Origin of the sequence: Limosilactobacillus secaliphilus, from assembly GCF_001437055.1 — a bacterium.
Taxonomy (GTDB): Bacteria; Bacillota; Bacilli; order Lactobacillales; family Lactobacillaceae; genus Limosilactobacillus; species Limosilactobacillus secaliphilus.
Map to the genome: position 1 here is coordinate 175201 of NZ_JQBW01000006.1, position 22300 is coordinate 197500.

A 22300-nucleotide genomic window follows, 5' to 3' on the forward strand; every position below is an offset into this window, starting at 1 on the left:
GCACCTCCTTAAATCTCAGACTCGCCGAGACAAGCAGCAATTGCTTTTAACTTGTCGTCGTGCGGTTGTAGTTGTTGGTTCACAAATACAACGTTTGTATATTACCAGTAAATGTGACCAACGTCAAGGCTTTACAGCCGGATTTGTGGCTTAACATCATAATCAAAGAAAGATGTCAATAATAACTTTTCACCGCTATATGCATTCAACATTTTGGCTACGCTGCTGGTCATGTAACGAGAAGTATAAATAAGGCCATTATTCAGCCACTGTGCAATTAGACCTAGCAAAGCAGACGTCATGAACGCAACTTGAACTTTCAATGGAACATCCAGTTCGTCCAACTCATCATGCATGATTTTGCCATAATTGATCATTTCGTCAGACAAACGGGTATACAGTTGCCGGTAGAAATCATTGTTCTGCGTCCGATCCAATAAGATAGTAAAGATGTCCGAGTTCTTTTCGATGTAGTCGAAGGCCTTATTCAATGAGAATACCTTGACCGGCTCGGCGATACTGTCAACATCATGAGTGACCATCACATTATCAAACAATTCGTCAATGATTTCTTGCATTGCCCGCCGGATGAAATCATGCTTATCTTTGTAATGCAGATAGAAAGTTCCACGGGTAATATGAGCAGTTTCAGTGATCTTCTGGACACTGATATCGTCCAGTTTTTCACTTTGCATTAAAAATACTAAAGCATGCCGCAAGTTCAAACGTGTTTTGACCACTCTTGGGTCTAATTTACTACTATTGGCCATAAGCTAGACCTCCATTCAATATTCTATTAATTAAATCTCTATCACTGAACAGTGTAAGCTAGGAAAGCGTATTCGTCAAAGAAAAAGTGAACATTTACGAACTGCATATCTATTAGGGACGATTAATAATACTTGACTGAAAAATTTAACGATTATAACATATTAGATGTTTGGGGGGATAGCTCAACTGGATAGAGCATTGGTCTTCTAAACCAAAGGTTGTGGGTTCGATTCCCACTCTCCTCATGCTTAAAAGGGCAAAAAGCTTGTTGTAACAGGCTTTTTGCCCTTTTCTTTTGGTCGTGACATTTTGTGTTGACCAGTTTTATGACCAAATATCCGCCCAGAAATCAATCATAAAGCAACAGTTAACCGTCACCCTGTTACAAGTCAGACTTGTGTATTATACAAAAAGATGGTGAATTATTCAGCAAAATCCATTAAAACTTTTAAAAAATATTTTTTAATAGTAATAACAATAAATACTACCGTCAAAAGCATGCTTTGAAAACATCTACTTAAATCATAAGAAAATGTTAAATTCAAATATCTTTTATTACAGAAGTGTTGCAATATTGAAATGATTTAGTAATAATAATAACTAGACAATGCTTTTGTGGAGGTGTAGCAATGTTACCGTTCTTTATTATTGTGTTAATCCTTTCTTTATCTGTAGTTGCTCAAGTGAAGTATGGTAGTCGGCCGTCATCCTCCACCAGCCGGATTGGCAAGCATGCTATGGAATCTAGCCGTCGGAAAGCATAGCCTAATATTTCTTTTATCTTATCAACGTAAAAAGGCACTGCAACTTTGCAGTGCCTTTTTTCATTGATTAATTGTTGTCACTCAATAAGGAACTCACCAGCTGGTCGTGGGATTGCATGATTTCTTTTTCGGAAAGCTGCAGGTCAACTAAGCCCCACTTCAAGAAGAGGTGCCATGCATGGCGATAGTAATCTTGCTGGTGGGTCGTGTAAGCAGAAAACATAAACTGCTTGATTGCCAAGTATTGTTGATCAGCGGTCGTGGCTTTATCAACTGGATCAGCGCCAACTAATCGCTCATAATCTGCTTTTTTCATTACGACCAAGTGGGTCCATTGTTTGCGGGCACTGAAGATCAGCATCCACTGCAACGCAACCGTGTAATTTTTTACCAGCTCGTCATGGGTTAACGAATCGTGCTGAGTGAGTCCGTAATTGAAACCCGGTTGATAACACTTGGCCATCGCCTGGTCAAAGCGAACCATAATCTCACGCAAGTGTCCCTCGGGTCCCAACAACAAGTCTCGTTGGTCAATTAACTGATTGTCCAAATAAATTGCGTCTTGTAACAACTTAGTGATGTCTAACATTCAATCACTCCATTAGTCTGCAAAAATCAACGGATCAGACCGTACCGCCAGTGCGTCACGATTATCCAAGTACCAATCGCGGATCAACTTGTAATGCAACAAAACATCAAAGAATGAGACGGCACTGTCATCATCAACCACCCTGAACGACCACTGCTGACTGTAATCATCCGGATCAAAGCCCAGTTCAATGTGCACCTGACGATCCAGCTGCAGTGAAGCACCGTTATTGTGCGGCAAATTGAGCAGGCGGTAGTCAGAATCGGCAGTTTCTACAAAGAGCTTGTCGATCACTTTCAGATCCAATTCAGGCTGAGCCAACCGTGCCAGGAAGTCATTCTCCGTGTCCAAAATACCCAAGTCAATGTGGAAGTGCAACTGATCCTTCAAAACGTGGGCGAAACTAATCAACGGTTTCACGGCCGCAGCTAAATCAAGATCGCTGTAATGCTTAATTTCTCTGACAATGAAGAAGTTGACCAGCGCCCGGTTGCTGAAACGCAGGGCCGTCTTTTCCAAGTTGATGTAGAAGAGCGGCTCATGGTCATCTTGTTCGGCAAAGAAAGCACCGCCCTGCTTTTGATCCAGCTCAAATTTGAAGCTGATCTTGTCGCCAAAGTTCGCCAGCTGCATAGACAGCGAGTGATCGTCTTCCTCTTGCACACTGATGCCTTCAACCTGGTTCAATTCTAACAAGCGATCCATGAACAAGAGATAGTAATCAGCCGTTTCGTAATGTTGCGGGAACTTCACAAAAGGACTGGTTAAATCGATGGCAGCCAACTGCTTCATTGCATCCAGCAATTCGTCAGCTTCCGTCGTGGATGCCAGCTGGTTCAACAGCGACACGTATTTTTCACCGATCGTCAAGCCGCTCTTAATGGACTGGCTCAAGGACAAGACTTTATTACTGGTGAGCGTAGTATCTTTTTGCTCAGTCATTGTCGCTCACCTGCTTTCCATCATTATCCTGTGCCTTTGCTTCACCATTATCCTTTTCGAGGCTCTTCAGGTAGTTGGCGTAAAGGTTGCGGTTGGCAAGTGCAAAGTCCTCAAAACTGCCGAAAACATCCACAATGCTCTTCTGTTCATAGCTTAAAATGGTGTTTTCCTTGGACAATTCTAGGACTGCTTGATTATTCTTCTTAATGTTTGCGGCAGCGTTCCGGGCCTCTTCATCCTGGTCTTCAAGTTGGCTGATTTGGTCTTTGATGTCTTCCCGCGTTTCACGGTTCTTGGCTGATTCGAACAAGCCACCACGGTTGGAAGCGTCCTTCAGCTCGTTTTGCAACTGAGCCCGCTTCTGGCTCCGTTCTTCAGTGGAGTCGATCAAGGCCTGCAGGTGGTCGTTTTCAGCGGACAGGTCTTCAATCCGCTTACTGTTGTAACGTTTACCATGGTTAGCAAGCTCAAACGATTTCTCCAGCTTCTTGTATTCCTTCTGGTCAAAAACAAAGCGGATATTCAACACGTCCAGTTCACCAAACTGACGGCGATCCCACCAGTTACCGAAGTAGATGCGGTAATGACCGGTTTGGTATTCCTCGTAATAGAAGAACGGGTAAGCCTTGCCTAAGTAGTCAATCAATTTGCTGCTTAAGTAACTGGATAACTGATCAGCTAAGTTATCAACTAAGTTCATTACCCCAGCATCGTTTGCCTGCTGCTCGCGATGTTCAATTTCGGCTGCATAACGCTGATTATCCAGCAAACGGTAGATTTGACGATCGTCATGATTCTTCAATGCAGTCATTAACTTCTGCAGATAGTCGATTTTTTTGGCAATCTGCTGGTTAATGGCTTCGCTGATTTCAAGCGCACCGTGCTGTTTCTTTTCACTTGCCATGGACCATGTCTCCTTAATTATTCAAAGTCATATAATTTTATTTTAACCAGAAATAAATTGGAATTAAAGGTGATCTGCGTATGATGTATGCCTTTTTTAACATTTAACCAGCTGATGTTGCATTTATCCTGTTCAGACGTATAATTATTAGTAGCTAGTTTGTTTTTGTTAACTAGCCGCATTCTGGAAAGAGGCGAATTATTATGGCTTTAAGCAAACAAGAACGTAAGGAAATGGCCCGTAAGGCTATGGAAAAACGTGGTAACAAGAAACCAGATGGCTCTGGCTTCGCTAAGATCGACGCAGATGCCGAGAAATTAGAAAACTAATTCCTTCTGACAGAATCAAAAAGCTGCTGTGAATTTTCACAGCAGCTTTTTTGTTTGCCAAAAAAAGACAGCCGCAAAGCAAAACTTTGCGACTGTCCAATAATTTTGACTTAATTAATGTTTCTTTGTTGCGCCAAGAAATTAGTAAGACATGTACTTCTTGGTTTCCCAGCTAGAAACATCGAGACGGTATGAATTGTATTCACGGGTCTTAGCTTCATAGAAGTTCTTGTACAGGTGTTCACCCAGTGAATCCTTGACCACATCGTCAGCAGCCAAACTCTTCAATGCATTGTGCAAAGTGTCTGGCAGATCGACAATCCCCTTGGCCTTCCGTTCTGCAGGGGTCATCTTGTAGATGTTTTCGGAAACTTCTGGGGCTGGAGTCAACTTGTTTTCGATCCCATCCAGGCCGGCATTCAACACGGCAGCAATTGCCAAGTACGGGTTGGCAGCTGGGTCAACGGACCGTAATTCAAGCCGCGTACCAACACCACGGTCACCTGGTACCCGGACCAGTGGTGAACGGTTAGAAGCGGACCAAGCAACATAAACTGGAGCTTCATATCCAGGAACCAGTCGCTTGTATGAGTTAACCAGTGGGTTGCAGATGGCCGTCAAGCTACGAACATGCTTCAGCAGACCGGCCAAGAAGTGGTAAGCCGTTTCTGACAACTGCAGTTCACCCTTTGGATCATAGAAGGTATTGCCATCGTTGTTGAACAGTGACATGTTCAGGTGCATTCCGGAGCCGTTGACACCAGCTAACGGCTTAGGCATGAAGGTGGCAAACAGGCCGTGGCGCTTAGCAATGGCCTTGACCACCATCTTGAAGGTTTGAATGTTGTCAGCGGCTTCTAAGGCATCCGCGTACTTAAAGTCAACTTCGTGTTGGCCAGGAGCAACTTCATGGTGGGCAGCTTCAACAGAGAAGCCCATCTTTTCCAAGGTCAAGACAATGTCGCGCCGGCATTCTTCACCGAGGTCCAGTGGTTCCATGTCAAAGTAGTTTTCTTGGTCGTTGACTTCCATCGTTGGCTGACTATTTTCATCCGTCTTGAAGAGGAAGAATTCTGGTTCAGGACCGATGTTAAAGTGCTTGAAGCCCAGCTTGTGCATCTTGTCAACGATCCGCTTCAGGTTGTTCCGTGGATCACCAGCAAACGGCTTACCGTCAATCGTGTGGACACTGCAGATTACCCGAGCAACCTTGCCGTGTTCTTCACCCCATGGGAAGACCAGCCAAGTTGACATGTCTGGGTACAGGTACATATCACTTTCTTCAATCCGGACAAAGCCGTCAATTGAAGAACCATCAAACATAATTTTATTATTCAGCAGCTTATCCAACTGGCTAATTGGCAGGTCAACGCTCTTGCTGACCCCGAGCAGGTCGGTGAACATCAGCCGTAAGAAATGAACGTTAGAATCCTTTACCAATTGGTGAACTTCTTCTTTTGTGTAGACGTGTTTAGCCATAATACAGGTCCTTTCTCAATCTCAATCACTGTTATACCAATTCCTTAAACTGGTTCCTACCTTAACGAATGCGTAATGGAAAGTCAATCTACCAGACAAGTTCCTGGATATCTGTTCTATTCAGTCAGTTGAACTTTCTTTTTTTAACCAAGTTTGAATGGCTTCTTCAATTTCTTCAGTGCTATTTTTCTTCGTTACCAGGTCGTACCAGTGGGTGTTTAAGTGATGTCTGAACCAGGTTAGTTGCCGCTTAGCATAGTGGCGTGAATCTTGCTTAATCTTCTCCACACAGGTTGTTAAGGACTCCTGGCCAGCAAAATAAGGGGCCAGTTCACGGTAGCCAATCCCCTTCCCGGCTGGCAGCGACAACCCACCCTGATCATACAGCCAACGCGCTTCATCAATTAAACCATGTTTCACCATGAGGTCCACCCGGGAGTTGATGCGCTTATACAATAGTTCACGTTCAGTGGTCAGGCCGATCGTCAAATAATCGTAAACGGCATGGGGCTTTTCTTGTTGTGAAAACAGTTTGCCCGTCTTTTCGATGACTTCCAAAGCCCGAATACTGCGACGCACATTGTTTTGGGGAATCTTGGCCGCCGCTAACGGGTCAATTTGGTTTAAGTGGTGCCACACATATGCGGGTCCCTTTTCCCGCGCCACTTGCTGCCAACGCTGACGAATGGCCACCGATTTTTGATCGAAGTTGTCGGATCCCAGGCTCAGGTTGTCAACCAAGCCTAGCAGGTAGAAACCAGTCCCACCAACAATCAAGGGTAACCGGCCCCGGTCCACAATCTCATCAATTGCCTGACCGGCCTGGCGTTGGAAATCCGCAACCGTATAACGTTGGTCAACATTCGCCACGTTGATCAAATGATGGGGTACACCGTCCATCTCAGCTGGGGTGACCTTTGCCGTCCCAATATCCAACTTGCGGTAAACCTGCATTGAGTCGCCAGAAACCACTTCGGCGCCCAACGACTTAGCCAGAGAAATGGACAGGGCCGTCTTACCAACCGCGGTCGGCCCCACAATCAACACAATTTTTTTCAAAGTAATTAGCCTCACTATGTCTTAAACTGGAATTCTGTCTAGAAATCCTGCATAATAGATGCAGATAGACTTGAAGGGAGCTAGCAACATGAAACAATTTACAAAGGGTTTTGCTTTCGGTACTTTAGCAACACTGGGTGCGATTGCCAGCGGCGTATTAGCCTTTCATAAAACCGTTATTCAGCCAATCGAAGAAACTGAAGAAAAGTTTGATAATAACCGTCGTGCAGCCGTTCGTAAAGGTCGTTCTGCTCACCAAATGTTATAATCATCCAGTAATTTGCGTGCCTCGTCAATCATTGACGGGGCTTTTTGTATTTATTATACGATATAGGGATTATCATTGCCTGTTCAATAAAGAAAATGGCTCCAGCATCAATCAACGCTGGAGCCATTCGTTTCAATTGCTGAGCTCACTAATCAGTGTACTTGGCTTTCTTCGTCTTACCATTCCACTTGGCATAGCCGCCCTTCAAGATGTAAACATGCTGGAAACCATGCTTGGATAGAAGCCGTGCACCCTGAATACTTAATGCTTCACCGGCATCATACAGGTAGACCGGTAAATCAGGACGCAGGTCAGCATAGGTCTGCTGCAAATATGCCAGCGGCATCGACCGTGCACCCAGGATGTGACCACGTTTAAAGTCTTCCTTGTTCCGTAAGTCCAACACCTGGGCCTTGTGCATGCCCTTTTGAAATTCGTCTTCATCAAGAACCGTAGCATAGTGATTTCTGCGCCAACGGTTGAGCAGCCAGGTACCTGCCCAAGCCACGATGATTACAATACATACAATGTCAACAACAATTAAAGCTGTACTTGCTGCTAAAAACAAATCAATTCCCTACTTTCATCTACGATTATTCTTTATCTTTAAACTGCAGCGCCAACGAAGCCGCACCAATAATACCGGCATCATTGCCCAGTTCAGCCAGCTTCAGACGAGTAGAAGTCCGAACGGTTGGGAAGGCAAAGCGTTCAAAGTTCTTTTGGACCCGTTCCAACAGGAAATCGCCGGCAGCGGAAACTCCGCCACCAATGACTGCAAATTCAGGGTTCAAGGTGTTGCTGATGTTGGCAACTGCTAATCCTAAGTAGTAGCATACACGATCAACAACCCGGTTAGCAAGGTAGTCATCTTCCTTAGCCAGGTCGAAAACAATCTTGGACGTGATTTCGTCGCCGTTGTCAATCATGGCCTTCAGCCGTGAACTGCCTTCGTATTCTTCGGCCAAGTCTTGTGCCAAGTGAACCACACCGGTTGCTGAAGCATATTGTTCCAGGCAGCCATGGTTACCACAAGTACATTGATAGCCATTTGGTTCAACGATGATGTGGCCAATTTCGCCACCGGCACCGTTAACCCCATGTATCAGCTTGTGGTTGGCGATGATACCGCCACCGACACCAGTACCTAAAGTGATGAAGACCACATCATCACCATCGTTACCAGCACCCTTCCAGCGTTCACCTAAGCCGGCACAGTTAGCATCATTGTCCAAGGCAAATGGCATGCCAGTGCCGTCTTCGATCTGCTGCTTAACGGGTTGCGTTTGCTTCCAGTTCAAGTTGTAAGCACCAACAACAGTTCCTTTGTCCCGGTCAACCGTTCCTGGGGTCCCCATACCAATTCCTACAAACTGGCTGCGGTTCATCTTGTAAAGGTCCAAGTGGTGGTTGATGGAGTGCACGATGTCAGGCACGATGTGTGACCCCTCATCCAATACATTGGTCCGTACTGACCATTTCTGCTGAATCTCGCCCTCGATGGTTAAAATCCCAAACTTAATAGTTGTACCACCAAGGTCGACCCCGATTAACTTACGATTGTCCATTCTGTTTTCCCCCTACGTTGAAGATATTATGATGCGTTTCTTCGTAATGGTGCTCCCGATTTAACACCATCTTAGCTTGTAAAAACAGCTTCTTGCTAATGACGTGGGCGTGGTAGAGATTATCGATCTCCAATGCCATGACCTCAATATCCCAAAGTCGCTTGCCCACATGAACGAAAACATCAAATCGCTTCAATAATTGCTGAACGTCATAAAGTGTGCGCAAGTGTTCAATTGGTTTGAGTCTCAAAGCAATCCCCTCCAAACGAGCATCCACACTAGCAACACTAATATAGTGCCACTCAGTAAGCGCTTTATCAAGCTTATTTGACCTAATTTTGGTGCACCGACAATAGCAGTCATCAAAAAACCGGTTAAAAGGCCACCGATGTGTCCCGCCATATCAATTCCAGGCATCAAATCAGCCACTAAGTTGAAAATAACCAAAATTAAAAACTGCCGGGCCAATTGATGAATGAGCGGGTTGTCATGAAATTCGGCACCCAGAAAAATAAAGGCACCAAACAGGCCAAAGATCCCCGTGCTGGCCCCAGCTGAGACGCTGTTAGCTGCTACCACCGCGCTTAACAAGTTACCGCCAATGATGCTGGCCAGGTAAACCAACAGCATCCGCAACGACCCCAGAATATTTTCCAGATACAATCCCAAGAAGTAAAGCGTCAGCATGTTGATCACTAAATGCTCAATGCCAATGTGCAGAAAGCCAGCAGACATTAGCCGCCACCACTGGCCAGCCACAATTAATGGTGTGTATTTGGCGCCATAAGTCACCAAAACCGCGGTGCTGGTCGACCCGCCATTGACCGTCAACCATAGGAAAACCAGGACATTGATGGCAATCAGACTGACTGTCACGGGCGCGGCTTTAAAAAAGCGATTAGTCATGTTTTTCACCGTTGCCCATGATCGTAATGATCCGATCCACGGGAATATCAAATTGATCCGGCTCCCACTCGTCATCATCCGCCAGCTGGGTTGTCAACACTAAGGAACAGGTGAAGCCATTATATTTAGCCAGGTAACGATCGTAATAACCGCCGCCAAAGCCGAGCCGCTGGCCATTTTCTTTGAACGCCACACCAGGAACGAGCATGAAGTCAATCTGGTCAGGAGTGACGACAGTGCCGTTCTCGGGTTCCAACAGGCCAAATGATGTTTCCTTAAACTGGGTTTCCTCGTTCAATTCCACAAATTCCATCTGGCGGTTGGGCAACGTCCGTGGCACAACCACCCGTTGACCCTTATGACGGGCATGAAGAATGATGGGGCCCGTATCAACTTCAAACGACTGACTCATGGTTAAAGCAACCGTCTTTGCGCTGACCCACTCTGGCTGGTCATACAAACGCGATGCCAGTTGTTCTTGTTCCTTCACTTTGTTTTTGATATCAAGTTGCCGCATCCGCGCAATGTATGCCCGCCGCAGCTCCTTCTTGCCATATGTCATTATGACCCTCCTGAATAAAGAAAAAGACCCTTGTAATGAACACAAATTCATCAAGGATCTATTCTGGTCTAATTACTTCGTTTCACGATGAAGCGTCACTTTGCGTTCCCGTGGGCAGTACTTGTTTAATTCCAAGCGGTCGGGATTGTGACGACGGTTCTTACTGGTTAAGTAAGTCCGTTCGTGGCATGAAGTGCATTCTAAGGTAATGTTTACACGCATCTTATTGTGCCTCCAAACTGTTTGTATTTAACGAGAATACGTTATACGTAACCCTAACTCGTACAACTATATCATTAATTGGCTGCTTTGACCAGTCATTTGGCAAAGTTTGTTAAGTAGAAAACCTTGACAAACTACTTCAGGCTCTTGTCACTCTGCACATCTTTCCAGTAGGCCGAGAAGATTGCCTTAGCGATGTTCAGGTTGCTTTCACCACCAGCTGCGTTCGGTACGGCAATGGCTACAACCACCTGTGGCTTGTCAGACGGTGCATAGCCGGCAAAGGACAAGGTTTCGGTGCTGCGCTTCTTGTAGAAGGTTTCAGCCGTCCCGGTCTTAGCAGAGATGGATGGCTTTTCACCAGCCAGTGCCCGGCCAGTCGTGTACGGACTGCTACCGTGAGTAACCAGGTAAAGACCATGCTTGACAATGTCGAAGTATGACTTCGGTGCCGGAATAACTTGTTGCACTTCCGGATGAGCGGTGTACTCGATCTTGCCCAGCTCACCGTTCGATTTGGTGTCACGAATTTCCTTCACAATGTAAGGCTTCATCCGGTAACCACCGTTAGCAATCGTGGACATGTATTGGGCCAACTGTAAGGTCGTGTAACCATCGTAGTTCCCATAAGAAAGGTCAAGTGCTGAACCAATATGCTTTTGGTTAGAAGGACCGGTGTAGCCCGCCGTTTCACCTGGCAGGTCGATCCCCGTCTTCACACCCAGGCCGAACATGTTGAAGTAGTAACGTTCCTTATCAAAGATACTTGGCTTCAAGTCCAGTTGAGCGCCGTTGTGGTACTTCATTCCGCCCTCTTTCATGGCTAATTGCATCATGTAAGAGTTTGAGGAAACTTCCAGGGCTTCGGCAGCACTAACCGCCGTGTTGGCACTCCCACTCTTGTTGAACCAGGAAGCCTTGATTGAAGTCCCAGCAACCTTAATTGGCTGGTCGGTCAACGTGTTGTTTTCCGGAGTGATCACACCCGTCATCAAGCCGCACATGATCATGGCTGGCTTAACAACAGAACCCATGGTGATCGGGTGGTTGATGGATCCGATCTGGTCAACTTCAGACTTACCAGTATCAGGGTTCCGATCCATGCCGGCCATCGCGTAAATGGCACCCGTGTAAGGGTTCATAACCACAGCGTAAGCACCGGTACAGTCGCCACCTGGCATGTTATCTTGCACAGCCTTTTGGACATCCGCTTGGAATTTGGCGTTGACCGTCAAGACCAGGTTGTCACCCTTCTTACCGGCGTACTTGGTGACTGACTTGGTAACGTTATTCCCCTTCGTCGTGACCTGGGTTTGTGACTTAGAGCCCGCCAGCGTTGCCTGGTATTTCTTTTCCAGGTAACTTTGACCAACGCTATCGTTCCGTGAATAACCTTGGGCCAGCAGGGAGTTAACCTCGTCACTTGGCAAACCAGTCGTGGAGACGGTCCCAGCCAGCGTCTTAACGTCCTTACCAGCTGGATAGTTTCGTGACCAGGCAGTCCCGATCTTGACACCTGGCATTTGACTCAGGTGTTCACCAACCGTGGCCAATTCCTTAGTTGTCACGTGGTTTTGCTTGATGTAGGTCGTCGAGAGCGAATAGGCACCGCTCATCGTGGCGTAAATCATTGCCCGATTCTTTTGGGCTTTAGTCAGTCTGAAGTAGTTAGGATGCTTCTCCAGATAATCAACGGCATCGTCATATTGAGCGGTCGTCCCACTCTTGTGCACCTTTTTAAGCACAGCTTTAAGGTTGCTCTTCTTGGCCAGGTAATAATCTTGTTGGTTACGCTTGGTCAACTTTTTGGTTGGGACACTGATGTAACCGCCCAGTCGATTGGCAATCCGGTACATCTCATCACTGGAAACATTCTGACCCTTCGTGTAAGTAATGGCTTGCTTGGCTTGGTTACCAACCATTACCTTCCCGGTCGAATCATAAATCATTCCTCGTTGAACATTATTGGTTTGGATCGAGGTGTCGGACCGTTTAACTTCCGCCTTGTATGACGTTCCATTCATAACCTGCAGGTAGAACAAACGAACGGACAATGCCAATAGCAAAATGCCGACAATCCACAAGAGAAAGTTCAGTCGGAAAGGAATGACTGATTGCGGATTTTTGTTCTTATTTCTTGATCGAAAGGTGAAAAAACCTTTGAGACGATTAAAAAAATTCACAACAATTGCTCCTTAGTAGAATGCTACTATTTTAACAAAGCGTGCAGGACTATGCACGATTGTTTAACGTGATTAATCATACTATCATTTACCTATCTTAAACTACTTTTAACGCTGATTTAAATAAAAATAAAGGCTTGCGTTATATAATAGTCAGCAGTTATTTTTCGAAGGGAAAGATCCATATGTTGAAACGACTCCGCAATCGTCCGCCATTTCTACTATTCGCATTTCTCATGCCGGTCCTGATCATGGGCGGCTATTTTGCTTTTCGGGGAATGGCGCCGTTTGGGTCGAGTAGCATCTTGACCGTCGACTTAGGCCAGCAATACGTTGACTTCTTTGCCTACTTCCGTCATAGTGTCCTCTCCCATCCCAGCAGCCTGCTCTATTCGTTTTCCAAGGGCCTGGGCGGAGAAATGTTTGGGACCAACGCCTACTACCTCTTCAGCCCCTTAAACTTTCTCCTCTTGCCCTTCAGTGGTGCTAGCCTGACCACCGGCATTGTATTGTTGCTGCTTTTGAAGTATGGTCTGGCATCCCTGAGTTTTGCCTGGTTATTACAACGAGAAAAAGTGCAGGTTAAAGGCCGCTTGGTTGCCTTCTCAACTGCCTATGCGCTGATGGGGTGGATGATCGCCAACCAGCTCAACTTGCTCTGGCTAGACGCCCTCTTCTTGTTGCCAATTGTCATTGCCGGTGTTTTGCAAATCAGCCGCAAACAAGGTTTTAAGTTGTTCATCTACTCCATGGCCCTAACCATCATGGACAATTATTACATGGCCTGGATGATTGCCCTGTTTGCTTTCTTATTCTTCATTTGGCAGATCAGCCGCTACTCTAATCCGCTTAAGCAGCAGCTGAAAATCCTTGGTCAGTTTGTTCTAGCAGGCATTTCGGCCGCCATGCTGGCTGCTTGGGCCCTGTTGCCGACCATCTATGCCTTGTTACAAAGCAAGGGCACCTATACCGAAACTCAGCTGAAGTTCCATTTCGAATACGCCCCTTGGAAGATGCTGGCGAAACTCGTACCGGGCGCCTTTGACTTCTCGCAGATGCCATCTGGTCAACCAAACATCTATGTGGGAGCCCTCTGCCTGCTTGGCGCTTTGCTATACTTCTGCTGCTATCACGACCGTTGGCAAGCCAAAGTCAGCGCAGGCCTGATCTCAATCTTCATGATCATCTCCTTCTGCTGGCCGCCATTCGACCTCCTCTGGCACCTCGGTCAATACCCGGTTTGGTACCCGTCACGCTTCTCGTTTGTTTGGTGTTTCTGGGTCATCTGGCTGGCAGCGACTACGCTGACGCCTGAATTCCAACTAAAGATCCGGACTGCGATTGCCGCTTTGGCTCTGACAATTATCTTCACCGTTGCCTTACTGATTGTTCAACAGCACGTTTCATACATCCAACCGGCACAGGTCTTCATGGCCACCGGTTTCTCCCTGGTCGCCATCTGCCTGTTGACCATTTCTCGTCGACAATCGCCACGCCTAATCGACTGTCTCTTCTGTTTCTTGATCGTGGTCGACGTTACCACCAATGCCTACGTCTCCCTCAACCAAATCTCTTACGTTTCCCAGGCCGAATATGGTAATTACACCACTGCCTTAAACCAGGCCATCAAAAAGGTTAAACACAAAAACCGTGGATTCTACCGGGTGGGCAAGAACTTCATGCGTACCAAGGACGATCCCTTTCAATCGGATTTTTACAGTGCCGATCATTTCGGTTCAACCATGGAGCCAAATATCAGCCACTTTATGGGCGCACTGGGCAACCCGGCCGGCGATGGCTATGTCACTTATACCAACGGGACGAAGGTCACCGATGCCCTCCTCAACTTCCGTTACTACTTAGCCGCCCGCAACAACGGTTACTCAGGCGACAATCTCGTTCTGCCATTGACTTCAACCAGACCTGACTGGCAGCATACAAAGACGGTGGCCCAAACTAAGCTGGTCAACATCAAAGAAAACAAGGAGCAGCTGCCGGTTGCCTTCGCTGCCAACCGGGATATCATCAACTTCCGCTCACTGACGCTCGACCCGCTTGCCTACCAGTCACAGATCTTTCAGACCCTTGCTGGCCGGGGCAACCAGCCCACCTTCTTCCAAGTGCAAAACTTCGATCACGTGGACTTCAACAACGTCAACGATGCCCATCAAATTACGGGCACCACTTTCCGCCGCAAGAATCGCAAACAGCGGGCCAGTGTCGTCCTGCATTTCAAGCCGGTGGATAATGATGCCTACTACTTGACGCTGGGTCCGTCGGTAAAGAGTGTCGCCAAGATTTCGATTAACGATCACCCGTTGCACCAATACCCTACCTATCGCAACACCATCGTGGTCAACGTTGCCGATCACGCGAAAAACAAAAACATTACCGTTCGCCTGCAATTGAAGAAGCAGACGATGTGGTTGCAAAACGTCAGCCTCTATAAGCTGAACGAAACCAGCTTCAATAAGTGCAAACGAATTCTGCAGCGTTCACCCCTGCACGTCACCAGCTGGCACGAAAATCGCCTGTCCGGTTGGATCAACGTGAAACACAACCAACAGTTACTGATGACGACCATTCCGTATAACAGCGGCTGGCACGTCAAGATCGATGGCCAAGCAGTCACCGGTCAAAAAGTGCTGAACACCTTCCTGGCCGTCCCTATTACTCCTGGCAAACACCAGGTTAGTTTCACCTTCTGGCCGCCATTATTAACCCTTGGCCTAACCGTTTCGGCATTGACTTTGGCCGCCCTGATCGTGGCTGATAAGAAGAAAATATTAAAGTAAAATAAATTGGTCAAAAAATACCTCCCTACATTCAGATGAATGTAAGGAGGTATTTTAAATTATCTAGATCTTAAGGCATCAACTATTCAACCTTCAGAATCTTGACGTGCATCGTCCCACTTGGGATTTCGATGTCGACTTTTTCACCAACCTTGTGACCTAACAAGCCTTTAGCCATTGGTGATTCGTTGGAGATCTTACCATTCATTGGATCCGATTCGGATTCACCAACAATGGTGTAGGTTTCGGGATCTTCGTCTGGCAGTTCCTTAAAGGTGATCTTGCGGCCCATTGAAACTTCGTCAGCGGCAACATCGTCATTGTCAATAATCACTGCGTATTGCAGCATATTTTCAATCTGACTAATCCGCCCTTCAACGAATGCCTGTTCATCCTTAGCAGATTCGTATTCGGAGTTTTCTGACAAGTCACCATAGCTTCTAGCGATCTTAATACGCTTAATGACTTCTGGACGCCGGTGCAGGCGCAGATCTTCGAGTTCCTTTTGCAGCTTTTCCTTACCTTCAGCTGTCATCGGATACGTTTTTTCATCAGCCATATTGTTAGTTACCTCTTTTTCCTTTTTTCACAAATGCAACACTATCATTTCGTCAGTCACAATGCAACCGTTCTGTAAAAATTAAGACAAGTGATGACCACGTGCATTCAGAACATCCTTCACCTTTGTTGCCAACAGATCAATGGCCACGTGGTTTTGACCACCTTCTGGCACAATGATGTCAGCATAACGCTTAGTTGGTTCCACGAATTGGTGGTACATCGGCTTGACCGTTGCCAGGTACTGGTTGATGACCGAATCCAAAGACCGGCCACGTTCTTCCATGTCCCGCTTGATCCGGCGAATGATCCGGATGTCAGAATCGGTGTCAACGAAGACCTTGATGTCCATCAGATTACGCAGGCGCTCGTCATCCAAAATCAGGATCCCTTCCAGAATGATGATGTCTTGTGGTTCAACATGAACCGTCTTCTTGGACCGCGTGTACTGCTTGTAATCGTAGACCGACATTTCAATTGCTTTACCGTGGCGCAAGTCGGCCAGCTGCTTAATCAACAGGTCAGTATCAAAGGCCAACGGGTGGTCATAGTTGACCTTCTTCCGCTCTTCCATGGTCATATCAGCTTGGTCATTGTAATAGGTGTCTTGCGTAATGATCTGAATGGCCTCACCATGCAGTTCATCATAAATCGCGTGCGCAACGGTCGTTTTACCGCTACCACTACCACCAGTAACCCCAATGACAATCGGTTTCTTCTTATCCATTATTATTTTCTCCTGCCTATCATTTCAGTGCCTAAAGTTTATTTAACAACGACAGGCCCCCAGCACCGTCAAAGAGTGCTGGAGACCATCGTTTAATCTAATTTAAGAGATACCCCGGGTAAAAATTAACGAATTTCTGCGCCCAATGCATCCGTCAGATGAGCCTCAACCTTAGCAAAGGCCTTATTGACTGTTTCTTCCTTCAGCGTATCGTTTTGATCTCGGTAGGTCAGCGTGTAGGCCAGTGACTTCTTACCCTTTGGCAGGTGGCTGCCTTCATAAACATCGAATAAGTGAACATCGGTTAAGAATGCTCCACCCTTTTCATTGATGGCGTTAACCACATCGGCATTCGTGACTGAGCTGTCGACTAACAGGGCAATGTCCCGCGTGATGGATGGGTACTTGCTGATTGCTTCGTAGTGCTTGTCACGCCGGTCAGCCTTCAACAATGCTTCCAGATTCAGTTCAAAGACATAGGTTTCTGGAATCTTGTATTCTTTGGCCGTTTGTGGGTGAACTTCACCAATGAAACCAACTTGTTGATTGTCCAGCAGAATGTTTGCCGTCCGGCCAGGGTGCATTTCTGGCCGTGAACTGTCAGCCACAAATTCAACTTTACCGTTGACCGCGAAGTTCTTCAGGTACTGTTCAACAATTCCCTTCAACTGGAAGAAGTCGATCTGGTCGCCCTTCATATGCCAGTTGTCAGCATAAAGGCTGCCAGTGACCGCTCCGGCAACGTGTTCCTCTTCGCGTGGACGTTCGCCGCCAGCTGGGATGAAGACGCGTCCTTGTTCATATAAGGCAACATTATCGACGTTCCGGGCATGGTTGTAGGCAATGTCGTTCAAGAGGCCAGAAACAATGTTCATCCGCGTGGCAACGTGATCACTGCTCATTGGGTAGGACAATACCATCGGTTCAACATCCTGTGGTTCAACCATGAACTGCTTAGCCTTAGCCACCGTCGTCAAGGAATAAGAGATGGCTTGATCCAGGCCCAGACCTTCCAGAACGTGACGACTAGCACGCAGGCGCCGTTGCCGGTCAGTCAGGCCACCCAAAGTCCGGGTCATGACTGGCAGCGTCGATGGGATCTTGTCGTAGCCGTACAGACGAGCAATTTCTTCGTTCAGGTCAGCTGGGATACTGATGTCCCAACGCCGCGCCGGCACAACCACTTTGAACTGATCATCATCGATCTTTTCAGTGGCAAAATCGAGCCGGCGGAAAATGTCCAGTAAGTCTGCTAATGAGAGGTCCGTCCCCAGAGTGTCATTGACCTTGGCCGTTGACATCTGAATGGTCTTGGCTGGGTAGTCGGACTGGTTGCCGACCACAATGCCTTGGTCCACCGTCCCATTGGCTAATTGAGTCAACCAGTATGCTGCTTCGTTCAAGGCCGTTTCAACCGTTTCTGGGTTAATGCCCCGTTCGAAGCGCATGGAGGATTCGCTGTGCAGGTCTAAGCGACGGGCCTGTTTACGCACCATGACTGGGTCGAAGATGGCGGCTTCCAATGCAACCGTCTTGGTGTTGTTGTCGACCATCGTGCTCTTGCCACCCATCGTACCGGCTAAGGCAACGGCTGTATCACCAGCAGCAATCACGATGTCGTTGGCCTTTAAGACGCGTTCTTCATCATCCAGGGTGGTCAGCTTTTCACCTTCATGAGCGTGACGCACATTGATGTCATGACTTGGCAGCTTGTCATAGTCAAAGCTGTGCAGCGGCTGACCATACTTCAGCAGGATGTAGTTGGTAATGTCGACCACGTTGTTGATTGGCCGCACACCGGAGTTCATCAGCTTAACCTTCAACCACAATGGACTGTCAGCGACTTTAACGTTTTCGATGACCCGCATTTTGTAAACCGGTGCGATCTTGTCATCGGCAACACTGATCTTCACCTTGTCGCTGGCTGGACCACCGTCTTCGCTTGCTAAAGCATGTTGACGGAAGTTCTTCTTCAAGTCGTAAATGGCAGACAGGTCGTTGACATTGCCGTAGATACTCAACATGTCACCACGGTTTGGCGTCACGTCAGTATCGATAATCGTGTCGTCCATGCCAACGTATGGCCAGACTGGTTCACCAACCTTAGCGTCGTCAGGCAGGATCCAGATACCTTCGTCGTCACTCTTTGGCGTCACACTGGTGCTGACCCCTAATTCTTGCAGGGCACACAGCATGCCGTTGGATTCTTCGCCCCGCATCTTGCTGCGCTTAATCTTAACGTTATTGCCGATACGGGCACCGTGTAAGGCAACAATAACCTTCTCACCGGCAGCCACATTAGGTGCACCACAAACGATTTGTACCGTCTCATCATCACTGACCTGAACCTGACAAACGTGGAGGTGGTCAGAATTCGGGTGGGGTACGCATTCTTTAACCAAACCAACGACGACCTTCTTCAAACCGTCTTTTGGTGAGGACACTTCGTTGATATCGACGGAAGTCCGTGCCAGCTTTTCTGCTAAGGCCGCTGGCTTAATACCATTCTTTGCCAGAGGCAGGTATTCATTTAACCATTGATATGATACTTTCATGTGACCCTATCCTTTCTGATCAAATTGGTTCAGGAACCGAACATCGTTGAGGTAGAAGTCCCGAATATCTTCAACCCCATATTTCAGCATGGCAAAACGATCTGGGCCCAGCCCAAATGCAAAACCGCCATAGACGTTTGGATCCACACCGGACATCTTCAGTACGTTCGGGTGGGTCATCCCAGCACCCAGCACTTCGATCCAGCCAGTACCCTTGCAGATTGGGCAACCCTTACCCATGCAATTAAAGCAGGTGATATCCGCTTCGACTGATGGTTCAGTGAATGGGAAGTAGCTTGGCCGCAGACGAACCTGCAACTGGTCACCAAACAGCTTCTGGGCAACCAGTTCCAGCGTCCCCTTCAAGTCGGCCATCGTGATGTGCTTACCAACAACCATTCCTTCAATTTGGTGGAATTGATGACTGTGAGTGGCATCATCGGTGTCACGACGGTAAACCTTACCTGGGGAAATCATCTTCAAAGGTCCCTTGCTGAAGTCATGCTTTTCCAGCATCCGCGCTTGCATTGGGGAGGTTTGCGTCCGCATCAGAATGGATGGCGTTACGTAGAAGGTATCCTGCATGTCCCGTGCGGGGTGGTCTTTTGGCAGGTTCAATTTTTCAAAGTTGTATTCTTCTTCTTCGACTTCATCACCAACGGCCACTTGGTAACCCATGTCGGTGAAGATATCAACCACCTGGTCAATCACCTGTTGGATAACGTGCGGCTGTCCTTGGGCAACTGATGTTCCCGGCAGGGTCACGTCAATCTTTTCTGACTGCAGCTTGGCCTGGAGCAAGTCGTCTTCAATCTGCGACTTCTTTTCATCTAACTTTGCTTGCAGGTCCTGCTTGATTTGGTTGGCAAATTTACCAACTTGTGGCCGTTCCTCGGCACTCAAATCCTTCATACCCCGCAAGACATTCGTGATGGGCCCCTTCTTACCAAGCAGCCGTACCCGGATTTTGTTAATGCTATCCAGGTCCGCGGTCTTTTGGATATCAGCAAGTCCTTGATCACGAAGCTCTTCAAGTTTCTCTCTAATTCCCATGGTGTTCCTCCTTTGTGGGGTGGCAATAAAAAAAACCCCGTCCGAAAAGGGACGAGGTTTATTTCGCGGTACCACCCTAGTTTATGACTAATGCCATACACTCGACGATTTGATAACGGCGATCAACCGGGGTAATACCAGCTCTGGAAATGAAATTCGCTGGGCTTAACTGGGGATGACTTCCAGTGCATCATCATCCTTCCCTGACAGGTACTCCCAACTACTAGTTTCCGTCAAAGCGTTTTTCAATTGGTCTTATTATAACAATTTAAAGCAGTGGGTCAAGCTCACTTGCACCATTTATCGCTCCACTCATGGATGGCAGCCATTACCGGCCCCAATTCACGACCACGCGGCGTCAGCGAATAGTCGATCCGGCTTTGGCCCTCATAAGTGTTACGCTGGATGATCTGGTCTTCTTCCAGTTCCTTTAAGCGTTCACACAAAACCCGGTCACTGCAAGCGTCAATATGGGAAGCAAGGTCCTTAAAACGCTGTGTTGGTTCATTGAGCAAGACCTCAATGATCAATCCGTTCCACTTTTTTCCTAGAATTGAAAAAGTCTTGGAAAACCGTGGACACAGACAAAAATCGTCCTTAACCTGTTTTTCTTTGACTTGATCCATTCAAAAAACCTCCCCAAGCTTAGCCCTTTAATTTTGTATTAGTACTCGTTGATTCACTCAATAACTTCTGTTCGATATGCTTACGGAACGGCGAGAAGAATTCATGTTCTGCTTCATAGTCGTCAACTAAAGAGACAATCAGACTTTCCATGTACTTCGGCACTGCTAACGTGGCACCAAACATATGCTTCAGGATAATATCTTTTTCCTTATCGTTCAACTTGGTAATCTTTTCCGCATTCCGCAAGGCCACCCGCGGGTGAATAAAGGCGTGGGTGCCCAAGTCAAACTTGGTCTTGCGCCAGTCATAGTAGAACAGGTCATGCAAAAGCCCGGCCCGTGCAGTGCTCTTGTAATCTAAATGCATGCGCTTGGCAATCCGGTAGCTGTCGTATGAAACGGCAATCGAATGCTGCAAACGATTAGAGTGGTGGTGCTGCGTAAACTGTGACAGACGCTGCACTGCCGGCTGATCCAACAAATCTTGCACGATTGCCAGGTATTCTGGATCGTGTTTCCATTCATCTTTTGTCCGCATTTAAATCACTGCCTCTTTCCTATTTTGCCTTTATTTTACCGTATGTAAAAGCGAAAGGAAATTATTTTGCTTGTATTATGTAAGTGAATCAACCTTGGTTTAGCTGGAACATCAGTATTCCGGCAGACACGGCCACGTTCAAAGATTCGGCCTGGCCCGGCATCGGGATGTAGAGATTATCGGTGGTTTCCTGCAATAATGACTGGTCCATCCCATGGCCTTCGTTACCCATGATCAGTGCAAAGTCAGGTCCTGGAGTGACGTCTCTGAAGTTCTTGGCTTGCGGATTCAATTCGCTACCATAGACCGGCAAACCAGCAGCTTTGAAGTCGGCAATCCACTTCTTCAAATCACCAGCAACCAGGTCTAGGTGAAACTGGCTTCCCTGCATGGAACGGACCACTTTCGGGTTAAAGAAATCCGCCGTCTGGTCGCTGGCCACCACACCGCGGAATCCTGCCGCATCGGCCGTCCGGACCATGGTGCCAACGTTACCAGGATCCTGAATCCGGTCTAAGAACAGCCAGGCTCCGTGCAGACGATCGGCTGGCAATTCATGATCGTTAGGCAATTCAACCACGGCGGCAATCCCTTGCGGTGTTTCGGAATCAACGATATCCTTCATAATCGCCGGTGTGACTTCGAAGACCTGGTCAAACAGTGCTACAATGTCTGCATGACGATCCAACTCATCAGCAACGCCAATGAGCGTCAATAATTTCTGCTGGCTGTGACTGGCTTCTAAAACTAAATGCCAGCCATCAAGCAGGTAAGTGTGTGATTTTTTCCGGCCCTTTTTGGTCTGTAATTTTTTCCAATCCTTAACGCGTTGGTTATGGATGGAAGTGATTTTTTCTCTCATTCTGTTCACCTCGTCGCGCTAATTATACCATTGTCAATTT

23 protein-coding genes, 1 tRNA gene and 2 other annotated features are annotated in these 22300 nt (G+C 47.2%); of the genes, 4 read left to right on the forward strand and 20 right to left on the reverse strand.

Annotated elements, in window-relative coordinates; genetic code table 11:
* Positions 1 to 7: 7 nt before the first annotated feature.
* Positions 8 to 77: a sequence feature (ribosomal protein L21 leader region), on the reverse strand.
* 54 nt (positions 78 to 131) lie between these two features.
* Positions 132 to 770 carry a TetR/AcrR family transcriptional regulator gene (locus tag IV45_RS02805; RefSeq protein WP_057740520.1) on the reverse strand — a complete coding sequence of 213 codons (639 nt, stop codon included), beginning with the start codon at positions 768 to 770 and terminating at the stop codon, positions 132 to 134.
* Between the two features lie 172 nt (positions 771 to 942).
* Here IV45_RS02805 and IV45_RS02810 point away from each other — a divergent pair.
* Positions 943 to 1016: transfer RNA gene (locus tag IV45_RS02810), tRNA-Arg, on the forward strand.
* Positions 1017 to 1602: 586 nt separating this feature from the next.
* Here IV45_RS02810 and IV45_RS02815 read toward each other — a convergent pair.
* Genes IV45_RS02815 through IV45_RS02825 form a run of 3 tightly spaced genes read right to left on the reverse strand, consistent with a single transcriptional unit; the run spans position 1603 to position 3970 of the window.
* Complete coding sequence (locus IV45_RS02815) at positions 1603 to 2124, reverse strand: hypothetical protein (protein ID WP_057740521.1); 522 nt, start codon at positions 2122 to 2124, stop codon at positions 1603 to 1605.
* 12 nt (positions 2125 to 2136) lie between these two features.
* The gene (locus tag IV45_RS02820) at positions 2137 to 3066 is read right to left on the reverse strand and encodes a hypothetical protein (protein WP_057740523.1); all 930 of its coding nucleotides are present in this window, start codon (positions 3064 to 3066) and stop codon (positions 2137 to 2139) included.
* Complete coding sequence (locus IV45_RS02825) at positions 3059 to 3970, reverse strand: hypothetical protein (protein WP_057740524.1); 912 nt, start codon at positions 3968 to 3970, stop codon at positions 3059 to 3061. Before IV45_RS02825 ends, IV45_RS02820 begins: the two co-directional genes overlap by 8 nt.
* 203 nt (positions 3971 to 4173) lie before the next feature.
* Between IV45_RS02825 and IV45_RS08050 the strand changes: the two genes are divergently transcribed.
* On the forward strand, positions 4174 to 4299 hold the full coding sequence (locus IV45_RS08050; protein WP_268872319.1) for a hypothetical protein: 126 nt from the start codon (positions 4174 to 4176) through the stop codon (positions 4297 to 4299).
* A 141-nt stretch (positions 4300 to 4440) separates the two neighbouring features.
* Here IV45_RS08050 and glnA read toward each other — a convergent pair whose 3' ends face one another.
* Together glnA and miaA are read right to left on the reverse strand one after the other, a co-directional pair.
* On the reverse strand, positions 4441 to 5778 hold the full coding sequence (glnA, locus tag IV45_RS02830; RefSeq protein ID WP_057740525.1) for a type I glutamate--ammonia ligase: 1338 nt from the start codon (positions 5776 to 5778) through the stop codon (positions 4441 to 4443).
* A 120-nt stretch (positions 5779 to 5898) separates the two neighbouring features.
* Positions 5899 to 6837, reverse strand: a complete 939-nt coding sequence (miaA, locus tag IV45_RS02835; RefSeq protein WP_057740527.1) for a tRNA (adenosine(37)-N6)-dimethylallyltransferase MiaA — start codon at positions 6835 to 6837, stop codon at positions 5899 to 5901.
* 88 nt (positions 6838 to 6925) lie between these two features.
* Between miaA and IV45_RS02840 the strand changes: the two genes are divergently transcribed.
* Complete coding sequence (locus IV45_RS02840) at positions 6926 to 7105, forward strand: DUF3042 family protein (RefSeq protein ID WP_057740529.1); 180 nt, start codon at positions 6926 to 6928, stop codon at positions 7103 to 7105.
* Positions 7106 to 7253: 148 nt separating this feature from the next.
* Here IV45_RS02840 and IV45_RS02845 read toward each other — a convergent pair whose 3' ends face one another.
* From IV45_RS02845 to IV45_RS02875, 7 genes are all read right to left on the reverse strand, one after another.
* Positions 7254 to 7673, reverse strand: a complete 420-nt coding sequence (locus IV45_RS02845) for a rhodanese-like domain-containing protein (protein ID WP_083487247.1) — start codon at positions 7671 to 7673, stop codon at positions 7254 to 7256.
* Positions 7674 to 7698: 25 nt separating this feature from the next.
* Positions 7699 to 8673 carry an ROK family glucokinase gene (locus IV45_RS02850; protein WP_057740532.1) on the reverse strand — a complete coding sequence of 325 codons (975 nt, stop codon included), beginning with the start codon at positions 8671 to 8673 and terminating at the stop codon, positions 7699 to 7701.
* Positions 8660 to 8899, reverse strand: coding sequence for a YqgQ family protein (locus IV45_RS02855; RefSeq protein ID WP_057740724.1), 240 nt, complete (start codon positions 8897 to 8899; stop codon positions 8660 to 8662). The genes IV45_RS02850 and IV45_RS02855 overlap by 14 nt, the downstream gene beginning before the upstream one ends.
* A gap of 20 nt (positions 8900 to 8919) precedes the next feature.
* Positions 8920 to 9579, reverse strand: coding sequence for a rhomboid family intramembrane serine protease (locus IV45_RS02860; RefSeq protein WP_057740535.1), 660 nt, complete (start codon positions 9577 to 9579; stop codon positions 8920 to 8922).
* Entirely contained in the window at positions 9572 to 10141 is a 570-nt protein-coding gene (locus tag IV45_RS02865) for a 5-formyltetrahydrofolate cyclo-ligase (RefSeq protein WP_057740537.1), read from the reverse strand. Before IV45_RS02865 ends, IV45_RS02860 begins: the two co-directional genes overlap by 8 nt.
* Before the next feature lie 72 nt (positions 10142 to 10213).
* Positions 10214 to 10363, reverse strand: coding sequence for a 50S ribosomal protein L33 (gene rpmG / locus IV45_RS02870; protein WP_047768829.1), 150 nt, complete (start codon positions 10361 to 10363; stop codon positions 10214 to 10216).
* Between the two features lie 134 nt (positions 10364 to 10497).
* Positions 10498 to 12546 (reverse strand): peptidoglycan D,D-transpeptidase FtsI family protein, encoded by a 2049-nt coding sequence (locus IV45_RS02875; RefSeq protein WP_057740539.1) that lies wholly within the window; start codon positions 12544 to 12546, stop codon positions 10498 to 10500.
* A 185-nt stretch (positions 12547 to 12731) separates the two neighbouring features.
* Here IV45_RS02875 and IV45_RS02880 point away from each other — a divergent pair, with 185 nt between their 5' ends.
* Entirely contained in the window at positions 12732 to 15341 is a 2610-nt protein-coding gene (locus tag IV45_RS02880) for a YfhO family protein (protein WP_057740540.1), read from the forward strand.
* Between the two features lie 82 nt (positions 15342 to 15423).
* Here IV45_RS02880 and greA read toward each other — a convergent pair whose 3' ends face one another.
* The 7 genes from greA to IV45_RS02915 all read right to left on the reverse strand — a co-directional run bounded on the left by greA (position 15424) and on the right by IV45_RS02915 (position 22260).
* Entirely contained in the window at positions 15424 to 15900 is a 477-nt protein-coding gene (greA, locus tag IV45_RS02885) for a transcription elongation factor GreA (RefSeq protein WP_057740542.1), read from the reverse strand.
* Between the two features lie 81 nt (positions 15901 to 15981).
* A complete protein-coding gene (gene udk, locus IV45_RS02890; RefSeq protein ID WP_057740544.1) occupies positions 15982 to 16626 on the reverse strand; it encodes a uridine kinase in 645 nt (214 codons plus the stop codon).
* A gap of 125 nt (positions 16627 to 16751) precedes the next feature.
* The gene (pheT, locus tag IV45_RS02895; protein ID WP_057740546.1) at positions 16752 to 19181 is read right to left on the reverse strand and encodes a phenylalanine--tRNA ligase subunit beta; all 2430 of its coding nucleotides are present in this window, start codon (positions 19179 to 19181) and stop codon (positions 16752 to 16754) included.
* Between the two features lie 6 nt (positions 19182 to 19187).
* Positions 19188 to 20234, reverse strand: a complete 1047-nt coding sequence (gene pheS / locus IV45_RS02900; RefSeq protein WP_057740547.1) for a phenylalanine--tRNA ligase subunit alpha — start codon at positions 20232 to 20234, stop codon at positions 19188 to 19190.
* A gap of 44 nt (positions 20235 to 20278) precedes the next feature.
* Positions 20279 to 20480: a binding site (T-box leader), on the reverse strand.
* Positions 20481 to 20521: 41 nt separating this feature from the next.
* On the reverse strand, positions 20522 to 20860 hold the full coding sequence (locus IV45_RS02905) for a winged helix-turn-helix transcriptional regulator (RefSeq protein WP_057740549.1): 339 nt from the start codon (positions 20858 to 20860) through the stop codon (positions 20522 to 20524).
* 19 nt (positions 20861 to 20879) lie between these two features.
* Positions 20880 to 21398: an HD domain-containing protein gene (locus tag IV45_RS02910; protein WP_057740550.1), complete on the reverse strand. Its 519-nt coding sequence runs from the start codon at positions 21396 to 21398 to the stop codon at positions 20880 to 20882.
* A gap of 88 nt (positions 21399 to 21486) precedes the next feature.
* On the reverse strand, positions 21487 to 22260 hold the full coding sequence (locus IV45_RS02915; protein ID WP_057740552.1) for a TrmH family RNA methyltransferase: 774 nt from the start codon (positions 22258 to 22260) through the stop codon (positions 21487 to 21489).
* Positions 22261 to 22300: the final 40 nt, after the last annotated feature.

What these genes read in the sequence shown, in the direction of transcription:
- IV45_RS02820 (WP_057740523.1), bottom strand. Translation starts at nt 3,066, where the DNA reads ATGACTGAGCAAAAAGATACTACGCTCACCAGTAATAAAGTCTTGTCC.
- pheS (WP_057740547.1), bottom strand. Translation starts at nt 20,234, where the DNA reads ATGGGAATTAGAGAGAAACTTGAAGAGCTTCGTGATCAAGGACTTGCT.
- IV45_RS02850 (WP_057740532.1), bottom strand. Translation starts at nt 8,673, where the DNA reads ATGGACAATCGTAAGTTAATCGGGGTCGACCTTGGTGGTACAACTATT.
- IV45_RS08050 (WP_268872319.1), top strand. Translation starts at nt 4,174, where the DNA reads ATGGCTTTAAGCAAACAAGAACGTAAGGAAATGGCCCGTAAGGCTATG.
- glnA (WP_057740525.1), bottom strand. Translation starts at nt 5,778, where the DNA reads ATGGCTAAACACGTCTACACAAAAGAAGAAGTTCACCAATTGGTAAAG.
- IV45_RS02840 (WP_057740529.1), top strand. Translation starts at nt 6,926, where the DNA reads ATGAAACAATTTACAAAGGGTTTTGCTTTCGGTACTTTAGCAACACTG.
- IV45_RS02805 (WP_057740520.1), bottom strand. Translation starts at nt 770, where the DNA reads ATGGCCAATAGTAGTAAATTAGACCCAAGAGTGGTCAAAACACGTTTG.
- IV45_RS02880 (WP_057740540.1), top strand. Translation starts at nt 12,732, where the DNA reads ATGTTGAAACGACTCCGCAATCGTCCGCCATTTCTACTATTCGCATTT.
- IV45_RS02865 (WP_057740537.1), bottom strand. Translation starts at nt 10,141, where the DNA reads ATGACATATGGCAAGAAGGAGCTGCGGCGGGCATACATTGCGCGGATG.
- greA (WP_057740542.1), bottom strand. Translation starts at nt 15,900, where the DNA reads ATGGCTGATGAAAAAACGTATCCGATGACAGCTGAAGGTAAGGAAAAG.
- rpmG (WP_047768829.1), bottom strand. Translation starts at nt 10,363, where the DNA reads ATGCGTGTAAACATTACCTTAGAATGCACTTCATGCCACGAACGGACT.
- IV45_RS02910 (WP_057740550.1), bottom strand. Translation starts at nt 21,398, where the DNA reads ATGCGGACAAAAGATGAATGGAAACACGATCCAGAATACCTGGCAATC.
- IV45_RS02860 (WP_057740535.1), bottom strand. Translation starts at nt 9,579, where the DNA reads ATGACTAATCGCTTTTTTAAAGCCGCGCCCGTGACAGTCAGTCTGATT.
- IV45_RS02915 (WP_057740552.1), bottom strand. Translation starts at nt 22,260, where the DNA reads ATGAGAGAAAAAATCACTTCCATCCATAACCAACGCGTTAAGGATTGG.
- IV45_RS02905 (WP_057740549.1), bottom strand. Translation starts at nt 20,860, where the DNA reads ATGGATCAAGTCAAAGAAAAACAGGTTAAGGACGATTTTTGTCTGTGT.
- IV45_RS02815 (WP_057740521.1), bottom strand. Translation starts at nt 2,124, where the DNA reads ATGTTAGACATCACTAAGTTGTTACAAGACGCAATTTATTTGGACAAT.
- pheT (WP_057740546.1), bottom strand. Translation starts at nt 19,181, where the DNA reads ATGAAAGTATCATATCAATGGTTAAATGAATACCTGCCTCTGGCAAAG.
- IV45_RS02825 (WP_057740524.1), bottom strand. Translation starts at nt 3,970, where the DNA reads ATGGCAAGTGAAAAGAAACAGCACGGTGCGCTTGAAATCAGCGAAGCC.
- udk (WP_057740544.1), bottom strand. Translation starts at nt 16,626, where the DNA reads ATGGATAAGAAGAAACCGATTGTCATTGGGGTTACTGGTGGTAGTGGT.